The 13,346-nt window shown below is 66.5% G+C and carries 16 protein-coding genes; 12 read left to right on the top strand and 4 right to left on the bottom strand.

Translation table 11 applies throughout. The features are described from left to right. The first annotated feature begins 60 nt into the window (after positions 1 to 60). Positions 61 to 351, top strand: coding sequence for a hypothetical protein (locus ACQY78_RS21925; RefSeq protein ID WP_428678678.1), 291 nt, complete (start codon positions 61 to 63; stop codon positions 349 to 351). A 138-nt stretch (positions 352 to 489) separates the two neighbouring features. On the opposite strand, the gene ACQY78_RS21930 is transcribed toward ACQY78_RS21925, so the two are convergent. Continuing rightward, positions 490 to 708, bottom strand: coding sequence for a cold-shock protein (locus ACQY78_RS21930; protein ID WP_230553079.1), 219 nt, complete (start codon positions 706 to 708; stop codon positions 490 to 492). Between the two features lie 299 nt (positions 709 to 1,007). Between ACQY78_RS21930 and ACQY78_RS21935 the strand changes: the two genes are divergently transcribed. The 8 genes from ACQY78_RS21935 to ACQY78_RS21970 all read left to right on the top strand — a co-directional run bounded on the left by ACQY78_RS21935 (position 1,008) and on the right by ACQY78_RS21970 (position 9,443). Further along, positions 1,008 to 2,003: a fatty acid desaturase family protein gene (locus ACQY78_RS21935; protein ID WP_428678681.1), complete on the top strand. Its 996-nt coding sequence runs from the start codon at positions 1,008 to 1,010 to the stop codon at positions 2,001 to 2,003. A gap of 41 nt (positions 2,004 to 2,044) precedes the next feature. Next, positions 2,045 to 3,262: a CaiB/BaiF CoA transferase family protein gene (locus ACQY78_RS21940; protein WP_428678683.1), complete on the top strand. Its 1,218-nt coding sequence runs from the start codon at positions 2,045 to 2,047 to the stop codon at positions 3,260 to 3,262. Positions 3,263 to 3,280: 18 nt separating this feature from the next. Continuing rightward, the gene (locus ACQY78_RS21945; RefSeq protein WP_428678685.1) at positions 3,281 to 3,745 is read left to right on the top strand and encodes a DUF1348 family protein; all 465 of its coding nucleotides are present in this window, start codon (positions 3,281 to 3,283) and stop codon (positions 3,743 to 3,745) included. A gap of 181 nt (positions 3,746 to 3,926) precedes the next feature. Then, the gene (locus tag ACQY78_RS21950) at positions 3,927 to 5,267 is read left to right on the top strand and encodes an ABC transporter substrate-binding protein (protein WP_428678687.1); all 1,341 of its coding nucleotides are present in this window, start codon (positions 3,927 to 3,929) and stop codon (positions 5,265 to 5,267) included. Between the two features lie 31 nt (positions 5,268 to 5,298). Beyond that, positions 5,299 to 6,207 (top strand): carbohydrate ABC transporter permease, encoded by a 909-nt coding sequence (locus ACQY78_RS21955; RefSeq protein WP_428678690.1) that lies wholly within the window; start codon positions 5,299 to 5,301, stop codon positions 6,205 to 6,207. Positions 6,208 to 6,209: 2 nt separating this feature from the next. After that, positions 6,210 to 7,052, top strand: a complete 843-nt coding sequence (locus ACQY78_RS21960) for a carbohydrate ABC transporter permease (RefSeq protein ID WP_428678692.1) — start codon at positions 6,210 to 6,212, stop codon at positions 7,050 to 7,052. A 114-nt stretch (positions 7,053 to 7,166) separates the two neighbouring features. Then, positions 7,167 to 8,492, top strand: coding sequence for a tetratricopeptide repeat protein (locus tag ACQY78_RS21965; RefSeq protein ID WP_428678695.1), 1,326 nt, complete (start codon positions 7,167 to 7,169; stop codon positions 8,490 to 8,492). Positions 8,493 to 8,504: 12 nt separating this feature from the next. After that, positions 8,505 to 9,443 carry a FecR family protein gene (locus ACQY78_RS21970; RefSeq protein WP_428678697.1) on the top strand — a complete coding sequence of 313 codons (939 nt, stop codon included), beginning with the start codon at positions 8,505 to 8,507 and terminating at the stop codon, positions 9,441 to 9,443. A gap of 45 nt (positions 9,444 to 9,488) precedes the next feature. On the opposite strand, the gene ACQY78_RS21975 is transcribed toward ACQY78_RS21970, so the two are convergent. Next, positions 9,489 to 9,902: a RidA family protein gene (locus ACQY78_RS21975; protein ID WP_428678699.1), complete on the bottom strand. Its 414-nt coding sequence runs from the start codon at positions 9,900 to 9,902 to the stop codon at positions 9,489 to 9,491. A gap of 51 nt (positions 9,903 to 9,953) precedes the next feature. Then, complete coding sequence (locus ACQY78_RS21980; protein WP_428678702.1) at positions 9,954 to 10,391, bottom strand: DUF5991 domain-containing protein; 438 nt, start codon at positions 10,389 to 10,391, stop codon at positions 9,954 to 9,956. An 87-nt stretch (positions 10,392 to 10,478) separates the two neighbouring features. Between ACQY78_RS21980 and trhA the strand changes: the two genes are divergently transcribed. Then, positions 10,479 to 11,114 (top strand): PAQR family membrane homeostasis protein TrhA, encoded by a 636-nt coding sequence (gene trhA, locus ACQY78_RS21985; protein WP_428678705.1) that lies wholly within the window; start codon positions 10,479 to 10,481, stop codon positions 11,112 to 11,114. A 25-nt stretch (positions 11,115 to 11,139) separates the two neighbouring features. Further along, on the top strand, positions 11,140 to 11,784 hold the full coding sequence (locus tag ACQY78_RS21990; RefSeq protein WP_428678708.1) for a hypothetical protein: 645 nt from the start codon (positions 11,140 to 11,142) through the stop codon (positions 11,782 to 11,784). Here the strand turns inward: ACQY78_RS21990 and ACQY78_RS21995 are convergent. After that, positions 11,674 to 12,132: a hypothetical protein gene (locus ACQY78_RS21995; protein ID WP_428678711.1), complete on the bottom strand. Its 459-nt coding sequence runs from the start codon at positions 12,130 to 12,132 to the stop codon at positions 11,674 to 11,676. The two genes, ACQY78_RS21990 and ACQY78_RS21995, sit on opposite strands and share 111 nt — an antisense overlap. Positions 12,133 to 12,247: 115 nt before the next feature. Here ACQY78_RS21995 and ACQY78_RS22000 point away from each other — a divergent pair, with 115 nt between their 5' ends. Beyond that, the gene (locus ACQY78_RS22000) at positions 12,248 to 13,264 is read left to right on the top strand and encodes a Tim44 domain-containing protein (RefSeq protein ID WP_428678714.1); all 1,017 of its coding nucleotides are present in this window, start codon (positions 12,248 to 12,250) and stop codon (positions 13,262 to 13,264) included. Positions 13,265 to 13,346 lie beyond the last annotated feature (82 nt).

A 13,346-nucleotide genomic window follows, 5' to 3' on the forward strand; every position in this document is an offset into this window, starting at 1 on the left:
CGGCGCCTCCCTATTCCGAAGCATCGGACGATGCCTCGAAGCGCAAGACGAGGTTGCGACATGACCATTGAACGAAAAGCCGAACCCCCGCGTACGCCCCAGGTCATCCTGACTCCTGACGAAGAGGTCACTCTCCGGCGCGTCGCGTTTGGCCAGTCCGACGTGCGCGCGATGCGCGCCCAGGATCTGACACGCTTGCGCAATCTGCGCCTGATCCAGGACGGCAAGGATGGGCCCTGCCTCACAGTGAGCGGCCGTCAGCGCTTCGATGAATTGCCCAAAGCAATGCTGATGGACAAGGGCCCCAAGGACCTGATGTCGGCGATGGCCAAGGTCTTCAAGACGAACTGAGGCGACCCCCAGAATGCGAAAGGCCCCGTCCCTTTGCAGGAACGGGGCCATATCGCGTTGCCGCTCCAGCCGCACGCCCCAGTACATCCGTGGTGGCGCGCAGGAAGGAGGGCGGTCGCCGTTACCGGCGACCCGTGATCAGGATGCGGCCTTGAGATTCTCCGCTGCCATCTTGCCGCTCTTGCGATCGGCGACCAGTTCGAACTCCAGCTTCTGGCCCTCGCTCAGCATGCTCATACCGGCGCGCTCTACCGCGCTGATATGCACGAAGGCGTCGGTGCCGCCATTGTCCGGCTGAATGAAGCCGAAGCCCTTCTGGATATTGAACCACTTCACGGTTCCCGTAGTCGTTGTCATGGGAGACCCCTTTTCTATTTTGGATATGCGAGTCCGTGCACTCATCCCGCGTTTGAACATGCGGAAGCGCGCTGGAGCCCGTCGAAATTGCACTGGCTTTCGGGATCAAGTGTCGTGGAGCGGGCCGCTGAACAATGCCGGCGGGCGCGGACCAAATCAGATGTCCGTGTATCGACGAGCTTCATATGGTCCCTTGTTCCGACACTATCAAGGCCCAAATACAGCTGGTCCTTGCATCCTGGCGAAGGACGGAGGTGTTCATGGAGCCTCGCTCTATCCTCGATCCCATCGATGCCGAGTTGCGCGCGGCGGCCGGCTCATTCGCGCACCCTTCTGCGGCACAAAGCCTACTGCAGCTCGTAACCTCGTTCGGTCCCTTCATCGCGGGTTGCGCGGCCATGTACGTCGCGTGCGGCATTTCTCCGTGGCTCGTGCTGGCCGTCGCCATACCGACCGGTGCGTTCATGGTGCGCGTGTTCATCGTTCAACACGATTGCGGGCATGGCTCGTTCTTCAGGTCGCGTCGCGCCAACACGATCGTCGGCCGGCTCTGCAGCCTGTGCACCTTCACGCCTTTCGCGAACTGGCGCCGCCAGCATGCACAGCATCATGCCGAATGGAACAATCTCGATCGCGGCGATCGCGGCAGTGATATCTATTCCTCGTGCCTCACCGTGCGCGCCTATCTCGCGTTGTCGCCGCGCCAGAGGTTTGTCCACCGGCTCGTCCGTCATCCGTTGATCGCCAACTTCCTGCTGCCGCCTCTGGTGTTCGTGCTGCTCTACCGCCTGCCGTTCGACACGCCGCGCGCGTGGGTGCGGGAGCGCCGATCGGTCCTTCTCACCAATACGAGCCTCGTGGCCTTGTTCGCGACGCTCGTTCTGCTGCTGGGCTGGCGCGATGTGTTGCTGGTGCATTTGTCGATCATGGTCGTCGCGTCGATCCTCGGCGTCTGGCTGTTCACCTTGCAGCATCGCTTTCCCGGGGCGCAGTGGAGCGGTCGCGGCGCCTGGCGCTATGTCGATGCCGCGATGGACGGTTCGTCGTGGTTCGATCTGCCGCTCGTCCTGCGCTGGTTCACCGGCAATATCGGCTTTCATCACGTTCATCATTTAAACCAGCGCATTCCGAACTACCGGCTGCCGCAGGCTCACGAAGCGGCCCAGACAGTGCGCGCCGTTTCGCCCCTCAGCCTGCGTGCGGGCCTCGCCGCGCCGCGGCTCACGCTGTGGGATGAAACATCCAGCCGCCTCGTCCGCTTCTGCGACGTGGCGCGACTGGAGACGCCCGCCTGAACTTGCTCTAGCGTGGGGTTCTCACAGAGGAGCCCCCGTCGATGTCTGTTCCCCACGGCCCGCTTCAGGGCGTCAAGGTCGTCTCCTGCTCCACCGCGCAGGCAGGCACCGTCCCCTGGATGCTGATGGCCGACCTCGGCGCCGACGTGATCAAGATCGAATCGCCCCAGGGCGGCGACCCGTCGCGCCGCATGACCGTGCTGCCGGACATGGGCAGCACCTTCTTCGAGACCAACAATCGTGGCGTGAAGAGCGTGACGCTGAACCTCAAGAGCGAGGAGGGGCGCGAGATCCTGCGCAAGCTCGTCGCGAAGGCTGACATCTTCGGCCAGAACTTCCGCCCCGGCGCGGCCGAAAAGAACGGCTTCGGCTGGGAGGAGTTGCGCAAGGTCAATCCGAAGCTCGTCTATGTCTCGATTTCGGGCTACGGGCCCGACGGACCGCATGCCGACCTGCCGGGCACGGATTCGATGGCGCAGGCACTGGGCGGCATCGCCGAGGCCTTTTCCATGCCGGGCCAGAAGATGCGGACCGGTGTCGTGTCCGTGGCGGACGAGACCTGCGCCATCCTGGCGTTCGGCGGCGCGCTGGCAGCCCTCACGCATGCGCGCACCACCGGAGTCGGCCAGAAGATCGACCTGTCGCTGCTGGGCGGGCAGATCCGGCTGATGGGCTGGACGCTCCAGACGGCGATGTGGCGCGATCGCAATCCGGTCACCGGGCAGGCCCGCATCACCGGCACGCGCGAGCGGCCGGGCATCAGCGCGAGCTTCGATGATCGCGACGGCAAGCCGCTGGTCTTCCAGCTGGTCGGCCCCGAGAACTGGAAGGACGCGATGTCGTCGCTGGGCTTCTACGACCGTCTGGTGGAGGCGGGCTTCGCCGATCTCGGCATCATCATCGACAACGATGCCAAGCGTGCAGAGCTCCTCGCCACGCTCGACGGCCTGTTCGCGACCGGCACGCGGGACGACTGGGTGGGGCGGCTGCGCGGCGCGGACATGGTCTCGGCACCGATCAACACGTTGCTCGAAGCGTCGACCGATCCCGACGTCGTTGCCAACGGCTACGTGACCGAGGTCGACTATCCCAAGCTCGGCAGGAAACTGAAGGTCCATGGCACGCCCTGGAAGTTCTCCGAGACGCCGGCCAGACCCGGGATCGCACCTGAGCTGGGCGAACATAACGACGCGGTGCTGGGTGAATTGGGCTACGGGCCGGCCGAGCTGGCCGACCTGCGCACGCGCAAGATCATCTGACACGAGAGGAGGCTCGCCATGTCCCGTCCACCCTTGCCGCCCTTCACCGAGCAGGCAGCGACCGAAAAGGTTCGCCTTGCCGAGGATGGCTGGAACGGCCGCGATCCCGGCAAGGTCGCGCTGGCCTGCACGCCGGACAGTCAGTGGCGCAATCGCGCGGAGTTCCTTCAAGGCCGCGAAGCCATAGAAGCCTTCCTCGCGCGCAAGTGGGCGCGCGAACTCGACTATCGCCTCATCAAGGAGCTCTGGACCTTCGCCGGCAATCGTATCGCCGTGCGCTTCGCCTACGAGTTCCACGACGACAGCGGCACCTGGTTCCGGGCCTATGGGAACGAGAACTGGGAGTTCGATGCCGATGGGTTGATGCGGCGCCGCATCGCCAGCATCAACGAGCATCCAATCGCCGACGCGGACCGCAAGTTCCATTGGCCGCTCGGTCGCCGGCCCGACGATCACCCGGGGCTCAGCGCGCTCGGCTTCTGACCGAATCCTGCCGATGCTGCGGCCGCGAAGAGCAGCCCGGCCGCAATCGCACGACTCCTGAAATGTGTCGCAGCAGGTGGCCTCGGCGCTTTTCTCCCGATGACGCCGCGAGCGTGTTCCTCTAGGCTTCACTCAACGCAGGGTAAAAGCCCGCGACTGAAAAGCGTCTGGAGGAAACAGCATGGTTCGTTCGATCACGCGTCGTCGTGCATTGCAGGGCGTTGCCCTGGGTGGCCTTGCCGCCCCGATGCTCAACACCGTCACCGCCTATGCGCAGAGCGGCGCCTTCAACTGGCAGCGCTTCAAGGGCCAGACGGTCGAGGTGCTGATGGAGACCGGCCCGCGTGCCGATCTCATGAAGAAGTATCAGAAGGAATTTCTCGACCAGACGGGCATCAAGCTCGGCATCGAGGTCATTCCCGAGCAGCAGGCCCGCCAGAAAGTGGCGATCGAGCTGAACTCGGGCAAGCCCAGCTTCGACCTCTTCAATTTCGCCTTCCACGTCCAGAAGCGCCAGTTCGAGAAGGCCGGCTGGCTGCTCGAGATCACGGACTGGCTGAAGGATCCGCAGATGATGCCGGCCGAATACGAGCTGGGCGACGTTTCCAAGCTCGGCATGAGCTTCGCGACCACCTCGGACGGCAAGGTCAACGCGCTGCCGATCCTCTGCGACTACTTCATGGTCTATTACAACAAGGAGCTGTTCGCGAAGAAGGGCGTGGCCTTCCCCAAGACGCTCGACGAGATGATGGCCGCCGCCGCCGCGCTCAACGACCCGTCGGCCGGCGTCTCGGGCTTCGTGGGTCGTGGCGTCCGCAACGCCAACGTCGTGCTGTGGACGCAGCTTCTGTCGGGCTGGGGCCAGGAGACGGTGACGGGCAAGCCCCTGCGCCTCATCACCGACACGCCCGACGCCATCGCCTCGGCGGAATACTACAAGAAGCTGCTCTCTTCCTATGGGCCGGCCGGAATCGCGGGCTTCAACTGGAACGAGGCGCAGGGCCTTTTCATGCAGGGCAAGGCTGCGATGTGGATCGACGCCACGGGCTTCGCTGCACCGGTCGAAGACAAGACCAAGAGCCGCGTCGTCGGCAAGGTGGGCTACGGTGTGCCGCCGAGCGGGCCCAAGGGGCATGGTTCAGTGACGTTCGGCACCGGCATGGCGATTCCGAAGAATGCCGCCCACAAGGAAGCGGCCTATTACACGATGCTGTGGATGACGGGCCCGAAGATGGCCGGCCGCATGCTGCAGGTCGGTGGCGGCATCCCGTTCCGGACGGCGCCGTTGAAGGATCCTGCCGTCCTGTCGACGCTCACGGTCCCGCGCGAATGGGCGGACTGCGCGGCCGGCTGTGCACCGATCAGCATGCCGGGCCTGCCGGTGATCGTGCCGGTGACCGAGTTCCGCGACGTCATCGGCACCGCGCTGACCAACCTGCTGGGCGGCGCCGACCCGGCGACCGAGATGAAGCGCGCCACCGCCGAGTTCAAGCCGGTCCTCGACAAGAGCGAGGCGAGCTGACCGGAAGACGCGAGCGGGACGGGCGTAGCGTATGGCGGGCGCAGACGTAACGATAGCGGCAGGCACGCGGGCGGCGGGAGAACGCCGCCTGCGTCCCTACCTGCTGTTCATATGGCCGGCCCTGATCGTCAGTTCCGCGGTGATCATCTTCCCGTGGATCTTCACGATCTGGATGAGCCTCAACGACTGGCACATCGGCAGCAAGCAGGTCTTCGTCGGCCTCGACAATTACGTGGCGCTGGCCACCAACCGGCGCTTCCTCGAATCGATCGGCCACACGATCTACTTCACCATCCTGGCGGTCGCCCTGCCGATGGTGCTGGGCACGATCTCCGCCCTGGTGTTCCACAAGAAGTTCCGCGGGCGCGGCTTCTTCCGCACCCTGTTCATCATGCCGATGATGGCGACCCCGGTGGCGGTGTCGCTGATCTGGACCATGATGTTCCATCCGCAGCTCGGCGTGCTGAACTATTTCCTCAGCCTGGTCGGCCTGCCGCCCTCCGAATGGGTCTACTCGCCGAACACGGTGATCCCGAGCCTGATCCTGGTCGAGATCTGGCTGTGGACGCCGTTCGTCATGATCATCGTGCTGGGCGGCCTCGCCTCGCTGCCGACCGAACCCTACGAGGCGGCGCTGATCGACGGCGCCAGCCAGTGGCAGATGTTCTGGAAGATCACCTATCCCCTGGTGCTGCCGTTCCTGGTCGTCGCGCTGATCATGCGCACCATCGACGCGCTGAAGGTCTTCGAGACGATCTGGGTGATTTCCAACGGCGGGCCGGGCACTTCGTCGGAGGTGCTCAACGTCTACCTCTATGCGCAGGCCTTCGCCTACAACCAGGTCGGCACCGCATCCGCCGTCGTCGTGGTTTTCTTCGCCATCATCGTGGCGCTCTCGCTGGTGCTGCTGTGGGCGCGCCAGAAGGCCAAGTGGAACTGACGATGGCTCTTACTCTCCGCACCCGACGAAAGATCCGCAGGGCCGTCGACAAGGCGGCGCTTGCGGTTTCGGTCGCCGTGCTGCTGGCGCCGTGTCTCTTCGTGTTCTTCTGGATGCTGTCGTTGTCGCTCAAGTACGACATCGACAACACCGCCTGGCCGCCGGTCTTCTGGCCCACCGAACCGACCCTCGAGAACTTCGCCAAGGTGTTCGAGGAAAGCCCGATGTTCCTCTACTTCTGGAACTCGGTACAGGTGACCGGCTCGGCAACCCTGGTCGCGCTGTTGCTGGGCGTGCCGGCGGGGTACGGCATCGCCAAGGCGCGCGCGCACAAGATGGCGGCTGTGCTGCTGCTCAGCCGCATGACGCCGGGCCTGTCCTACCTGATCCCGCTCTTCACCTTGTTCCAGGTGCTGGGCCTGATCGGTACGATCTGGCCGATCGCGCTGACCCACATGGTGATCACCCTGCCGATCGTGGTCTGGATCATGATCGGCTTCTTCGAGACCCAGCCGCACGAGCTCGAGGAGGCGGCCCGCATCGACGGGGCCACGCTGTGGCAGGCCTTCCGATACGTCGCGCTGCCGCTCGCCCGCCCCGGCATCGTGGTCGGCGCGATCCTCGCGTTCATCTCCTCGTGGAACAATTTCATCTTCGGCGCGGTCTTCGCCGGCCGCACGACGCGGACCATGCCAGTCGCTGTCTACAACATGCTGACCTTCGAGAGCTTCGCCTGGGGACCACTCGCGGCCGCCGCCCTCATCGTGATGCTGCCGGTCATCGTGCTCACGATCATCATCCAGAAGGAAATCGTGCAGGGTCTGTCGGCCGGCGGCGTGAAGTAGGGCCGTTCGATCCGTTCTGCAGAAAGAATGCAGGTTCCTGCTTCCAGCCCGCGTCTTTGCCGTCCACAATGCGACCGGGGAAGAGGGACGCTTAGGGGAGTATCGCTGTTGCGGATGCGCCGTCCGGTACTTGCGTCGTTCCTTTGGGTGACTCTGGCCCTTTCGACACCGTCATTTGCGCAAGTTACCGACGCGAAGCGCGCTTCCTATCGCGCGGCCTTCGAGGAGACGCTGCGGCAGCCCGACAATGCTGAAGTCCTGCTGAAATACGCGCAGGCCGCCGCTGCGGCCGAGGATTACGAAGGCGCGATCACCGCCTACGAGCGCTTTCTGGTCCTCGATGCCGACCAGCCGCGGGTGAAGTTCGAGCTGGGCGTCCTCTACTACAAGCTCAAGTCTTACGACGCGGCGCGCACTTATTTCGAGCAGGCCCGCGCTTCGGAGAAGACCAGCAAGGAAGTCGCCGAACGCTCGTCGGAGTTCATCCGCGACATCGACCGGCGCTGGGGCCCGTCGCGCCTCACCGGCGAGTTCGTGGCCGGCATCCGCTATTCCGACAATCCCGCCAGCCTGCCCACCGGCACGCTGCAATCCTTCGGCGCGACCGTCGTGCCCAATCCCACCTTCCAGCGCCAGAGCGACTTCGCTTTCGTCGGCGCGGCCTCGCTCAGCCATCGCTACGATTTCGGGCGGCAGGACAGCGGCACCCTGGAGACGGATTTCTCCTTCTACACGGCCAAGCAGTTCCAGGTGACCAGCGCCGACGTGATGCTGCTCGATCTCGGCGTCGGCCCGCGCATGGAGCTGATCGACGGTCCCCTGAGCGGCGTTCAGCTCAAGCCCTTCGTCAGCGGCCGCTACATCACCGTGGGCAACCTGCCGACCTACTGGGCTTGGGGGGCGGGGCTCGAAGCCTCCGTCCCGGTCGCCGACAAGGTGCGTGCGGGTGTCGTGGTGCTGGGGCAGCGGCGTGACTTCGTCGACAACGCCGCCGTGCCCTTCAACGCCCAGAACTCGGGCAACAACGGGACGGTGGCGGCCAATATCCGCGCCGACCTGACGCCCAGCCTGGAGGCGTCGCTGGGCGGCAACTATACGCGCTACATCGCGATGACCGGTTTCCAGAGCTACGGCGAGGCGGGATTTGGCGGCTCGCTGACATGGCGCTTCGAGGATCCGGCGGGCATCAACGGTCGCAAGTGGACCCTGGCGGGCAACGCCGCGCTGGCCTTCGCGACCTACGACCAGCCCGACCCGTTCGTCCAGCCGGGCACGGTGCGCACCCAGACCGACGTCAATCTGGGGGTGCTGCTGTCGGTGCCGCTGGACGATCGCCTGACCCTCGTGGCCCAGACCACGTATTTCCAACGTGCCGCCTCAATCAACAACTACAGCTTCAATTCGTTCAGCAGCCTCCTGGGCCTCGGCTGGCGATTCTGAGGGAGCGTTACGATGTCCTTGCGGAAATCATGCGCGGTCTTTCTGTCGGTCCTTTTGCCTCTGGCAGTCGGATCGGCGGCCTCGGCCCAGCAGGTGGGCGTCACCTCGGCGGCGAGCGGCGATCCGCGCGGCACGCCGCCCTCGCTGCCCACGCGAACCCTGCGCGTCGGCATCGACGTGTTCGGCAACGAGCGCGTGGTCACGGGAGCGGCCGATCGCGCCCACCTCGTCTTCCTCGATGGTTCGGGCCTGACGGTCGGCGCCAACAGCGAACTCGTGATCGACAAGTTCGTCTTCGATCCCAACCGCAATGTCGGCGAGCTGGCGGTCAACGCAACCAAGGGGGCCTTGCGTTTCGTGGGCGGCGCGATCAGCAAGAAGGGTGAGGTCATCATCCGTACGCCGAGCGCCCACATCGGTGTGCGCGGCGGCATCGTGACCGTCACCGTGGGCGCCGACGGCTCGACCACCGCAACCTTCCTGTTCGGCGACCGGATGACCGTGTCGAACGCCGTGGGCACGCAGCGCGCGGTGCGCTACGGCTCCCAGATTTTCGTGCCGGCCGGGGGCGCCGCGCCGCTCGAACCGGTGATCCTGCCGCCCAATTCGCTGCAGGCCTATCTCGCGCTGTTCGAGCAGACGCAGACGACCGGCAACGTCATCGGCCCGGGCGACAAGGTGCTGATCGAAGCGGCGCTGAAGACGCTCAATGCCCAGACGCTACCCTATGCCGATCCCTCGTCGAAGCTGGCGCCGTGGCTTGCCTACCTGCAACTCGTTGCGACGCAGGCCATCACCATCAACAACGCCTCGCGTCCGGTCGGCGGCACTCCCGGCCAGACCGGCGGTTCTTCGCAGACCGGAGGTGGTGGAACGGGCACCAACCCCGGCTCGGGGAGCGGCGGGTTCAGCATGGGTGGCTCCGGCTCCGGCGGCTCCGGGAACCCTTAGGGACCGCGGCCTCGCACTGCGTCACGTCGATCGCGAACGACGACCCTAGGGCAGGATCGCTTCGCCCTCGATCTCGACCTTGGCGTTGGGATCGATCAAGGCCGATACCTGCACCAGCGTCATCGCCGGGAAGTGGCGGCCGAGCGTGGCGCCCCAGGCGGCGCCGACCGCCGCACCGGCGGCATTGAACTCGGCGATGTCGGTCACGTAGGCGCGCAACGCCACGAGGTGCTCAGGCTGGCCGCCCGCGGCCTTCAGCACGGTGACGAGGTTGGACAGCGCGATGCGCCATTGCGTGCCCGCATCGGCGTCGGCGGGAATGTGGGCCTGCGCCGGCTCACGTCCGATCTGGCCGGCGACGCGTATGCTGCGCGTGCCGGTGGCGACCACGGCATGGGAGAAGCCGCGCGGGCGCGGCCAGCCTTCGGGCAGGATCGGCGTGTAGGCGATGTCGGACATGTCTCGTGTCTCCTCCGGTTTCGGTTGGAGGGCACTGTATCCGCTGCCCTCCTAGCGTCCCACCTTCTTGAACGCGGCGCTCGAAGCGCCGTCGCCGGCGGCCTTGGCGTAACCCTGCCACGTCGTGACGAGTCCGTTCGGCGCCTCGGCGATCGCGAACAGCGGCTGGCCGACGCTGTAGAGCTTCACGCCGTACTTGTTCTCGACCTTGCCGGTGCCGAAGCTCACGAAGGTGACGAGCAGGCGGTCGCCGTCCGGCATCGCCTTGCAGCGCAAGGTCTCGTCGGTCTGGAAGCCTTGCGCCACGAGACGGCAACCTTCGGGGCCGCTGATCGTGAGCGTGTGGGTGACGAAGTTCTGCGTGCCGCCGGCGCCGGGCCCGAGGGCCTGCTCGTAGACATAGGTGCCGTCCCACGGTTGGGCGGCGAGCGCGACCGAGCCTGCGGCAAGACCGAGGCCCACGGCGAGGCCGGCGAATACAGACTTCATTAGCGCACTCCTCCTCTTGAGCCTGAGACAACGAGGCGGTCGCGGAGCGGGTTGCGGCAATCGCCGGGTGACCTCATCGTGACCCGCATGGCAGACCCGAAATTCGATCGTTACCTGCGCGCCGACGCCGCCATCCATGCGCTCGGCCTCGTCCTCGGCGCCGTTGGTGCGGCCGCCATCCTGATCGTGGCCGCGCGCTCGTCGCAGCCGGGACAGGTCGGGCCGATCCTCGTCTATGTCGTGGGGCTGCTGGCGATGCTCGGCTGCTCGGCGGCCTACAATCTCTGCCTCGCCAGTCCGCGGCGCGAATGGCTGCGCAGGCTCGACCATGCCGCGATCTTCGTCATGATCGCCGGCACCTACACGCCGCTCACCCTGCTGAAGCTGCGCGAACCGTGGTCGAGCGGCCTCACCGCGGTGATGTGGACGGCGGCGTCCTTCGGCATCGCCGCGAAGTTCCTGCAGCCGCGGCGCATCGAGCAGATCTCGGTCGTGCTCTATCTCCTGATGGGCTGGATCGGCCTGTTCGCGATCGACGAGCTGCTGGCCTCGGTGGAGCGCGAGAGCCTGATCCTGCTTCTCGCAGGCGGCGTGGTCTATTCGCTGGGCACGATCTTCCATCTGTCGAGCCGCCTGCCGTACCAGCAGGCGCTGTGGCATGCCTCGGTCCTTGTGGCGGCTTCTATCCACTATGCGGCGATCCTGTCGCTGTTGACGCCGTGAAGCGGCACCGGTTTACGTGATCACCATGTCGTCGCGTCTGCTTTTCCGCCTGACCGCCGTCGCCGTCGTCGCCGCGGGCCTCGCCATGGCCGTGGCCGGTGTCTCGATGAGCGTGTGGGCCTGGAACACCGCGGACACCCATATCGCCTTCCGCGTGGGTCTGCCGCTCGCGACGGCGTGGCTCGCCGTCACGCTGGTGCGCCTGGTGCGCGTGCTGCCCGAGGCGTGGAAGGGCGAGGAACAGGTCGCTGCGCGCGATCCGCTGGCGGCGCTCGACGCGGCGCCGAAGAAGGACGCGGACGACAGGCTGAAAAAGGCGTCGCCCGACGCGCTCTCGGTGCGCCAGGTCCGACTGCCGCGCGAACCCGAAATCCGGCGGCGTCCCAGGATCGTGCAGAGGGTCGAGCTGCGCGGGGGCGGAACGCTCCATCGCGTCCAGCCGGTCCGGCCGGCACCGATCGCCCGACGCGCCGCCATCGCCGCGACCGTATTGATCGCCTGCGTCAGCCTGTTCTTCCTGCTGGGTCCGATGGACCTCGAGGATGTGAGCTGGATCGCCTCACTTTTCCGCGCGCTCGAGGAGCTGCCGGGCCTTTTTCAGCCCGTCGAGGCAGTTGGCCTCCTGGCCACGCTCGGCTTCGGCGCGCGCCGCGACCAGCACGGCCTGTAGCGCCGTCCGGTCGGCGGCGGAATCTTTCCTCGCTTCGTTCCGGGCCGCCTGCTGCGAGGGCGGCGCCCCCGGTTTCCCGGTCACGTCGGGCATCGTCGGCATGCGGCTGCCGGTGGTGGCGGGCGGGGCGATGACCGAACGGTCCGAGGTCGCCGGCGGTTCGATCACGCCCCCGGACCGCCCCAGCTCGCGCGAGGTCACGCCCGGCGCCTTGTCGGGCGAGGCGGTCGGCGGGTCGGTCGAGATGTTCTGGCTGCGCGCCAGCTCGCGCACCTGGTCGAGGCAGCCCTCGGCGGCGGCGAGGCCGGGCCAGAGGGCGAGGGCAAAGGCTAGGAGACGGATGTGCATACACCGTCAAACGACGCTTTCGGGGCCCCGGTTGCCCTTGAACTGCAGGGGAAGTGCCCTAACATATAGTGTGCAAAACAGGCCGGGATGAACCCGGTGCTACAGGGATGTCCAAATGACCAAGTTTCGTTGGCTCGCGATCCTCGCGGCTTTGATCATTGCGGTGCCGTCGCTGGCCCCGTCGCCCGCCGATGCGCGGGCGGGCGGTGGTGGTGGCGCGGGCAGCCGCGGCAGCAAGTCCGGCCAGGCGCCGGCCCCGACCCAGACCGCCCCGACCTCCAAGCCGGTCGAGCGCAGCACCACGCCGCAGCAGCAGAGCCCGTCGGCCAATCCGGCCAGCGCGGCCGCTGGCGCCAAGCCGGGTGGCTTCATGTCGCGCAATCCGTTCCTGTCGGGACTGATGGGCGGCATGCTGGGCGCCGGCCTGATCGGCATGATGATGGGCGGCGGTTTCGGCGCCGGCCTCGGCAGCATGGCCGGCATGCTGGGCTTCCTGCTCCAGCTCGGCCTGATCGCCGGCATCGTCTACTTCGGCGTTCGCTGGTGGAAGTCGCGCAACGGCGCCCCGCAGGCGGCCTTTGCCGGAGCAGGCGCCGGCGGCGCCGGTGGCAATCCGCTCTCGCCGCGCCCCGCGCCCGACTCGATGGCCCGGACCGGCCTGATGGGCGGCATGCTGGGCGGCGCGGGCGCTGGCGCCGGTGCGGCGTCGGCATCTGCCGCAACGCAGCAGCTCGCGATCGGTGAAGCCGACTACAACGCCTTCGAGGCGCTGCTGGTGAACGTCCAGGCGGCCTACAGCGCCGGCGACCTCGCCAAGCTGCGCAGCCTCGTGACGCCCGAGATGCTGGGCTACTTCACCGAGGAGCTGGCGGGCAATGCCAGCCGCGGCGTCGAGAACAAGATCGACGCGGTCAAGCTCGAGCAGGGCGACCTGTCCGAAGCCTGGAGCGAAGGCGCGATGGAGTACGCGACGGTGGCCATGCGCTTCAGCATGATCGACGTCACGCGCACCGTCGCCGACGGCCGCATCGTCGAGGGCAACGCCCAGGTGCGCAGCGAAGCGACGGAAGTCTGGACCTTCCTGCGCAGCCGCGGCGGCAACTGGATCCTCTCGGCCATCCAGCAGACCTGATCGGCGCATCGATCTTTTGAAATGCAGAATCGGCCGGCCCCAAAGCCGGCCGATTTTCTTTGTGCGGCCCGCTCTTTGCTCG

Origin of the sequence: Reyranella sp. (genome assembly GCF_965279625.1) — a bacterium.
GTDB lineage: Bacteria > Pseudomonadota > Alphaproteobacteria > Reyranellales > Reyranellaceae > Reyranella.

Excerpts from the sequence above, each read along its gene's own strand:
- trhA (WP_428678705.1), top strand. The coding sequence starts at position 10,479 with ATGGCAGACCCGAAATTCGATCGTTACCTGCGCGCCGACGCCGCCATC.
- ACQY78_RS21965 (WP_428678695.1), top strand. The coding sequence starts at position 7,167 with ATGCGCCGTCCGGTACTTGCGTCGTTCCTTTGGGTGACTCTGGCCCTT.
- ACQY78_RS21975 (WP_428678699.1), bottom strand. The coding sequence starts at position 9,902 with ATGTCCGACATCGCCTACACGCCGATCCTGCCCGAAGGCTGGCCGCGC.
- ACQY78_RS21970 (WP_428678697.1), top strand. The coding sequence starts at position 8,505 with ATGTCCTTGCGGAAATCATGCGCGGTCTTTCTGTCGGTCCTTTTGCCT.
- ACQY78_RS21990 (WP_428678708.1), top strand. The coding sequence starts at position 11,140 with ATGTCGTCGCGTCTGCTTTTCCGCCTGACCGCCGTCGCCGTCGTCGCC.
- ACQY78_RS21955 (WP_428678690.1), top strand. The coding sequence starts at position 5,299 with ATGGCGGGCGCAGACGTAACGATAGCGGCAGGCACGCGGGCGGCGGGA.
- ACQY78_RS21930 (WP_230553079.1), bottom strand. The coding sequence starts at position 708 with ATGACAACGACTACGGGAACCGTGAAGTGGTTCAATATCCAGAAGGGC.
- ACQY78_RS21925 (WP_428678678.1), top strand. The coding sequence starts at position 61 with ATGACCATTGAACGAAAAGCCGAACCCCCGCGTACGCCCCAGGTCATC.
- ACQY78_RS21960 (WP_428678692.1), top strand. The coding sequence starts at position 6,210 with ATGGCTCTTACTCTCCGCACCCGACGAAAGATCCGCAGGGCCGTCGAC.
- ACQY78_RS21950 (WP_428678687.1), top strand. The coding sequence starts at position 3,927 with ATGGTTCGTTCGATCACGCGTCGTCGTGCATTGCAGGGCGTTGCCCTG.
- ACQY78_RS21995 (WP_428678711.1), bottom strand. The coding sequence starts at position 12,132 with ATGCACATCCGTCTCCTAGCCTTTGCCCTCGCCCTCTGGCCCGGCCTC.
- ACQY78_RS21940 (WP_428678683.1), top strand. The coding sequence starts at position 2,045 with ATGTCTGTTCCCCACGGCCCGCTTCAGGGCGTCAAGGTCGTCTCCTGC.
- ACQY78_RS22000 (WP_428678714.1), top strand. The coding sequence starts at position 12,248 with ATGACCAAGTTTCGTTGGCTCGCGATCCTCGCGGCTTTGATCATTGCG.
- ACQY78_RS21945 (WP_428678685.1), top strand. The coding sequence starts at position 3,281 with ATGTCCCGTCCACCCTTGCCGCCCTTCACCGAGCAGGCAGCGACCGAA.
- ACQY78_RS21980 (WP_428678702.1), bottom strand. The coding sequence starts at position 10,391 with ATGAAGTCTGTATTCGCCGGCCTCGCCGTGGGCCTCGGTCTTGCCGCA.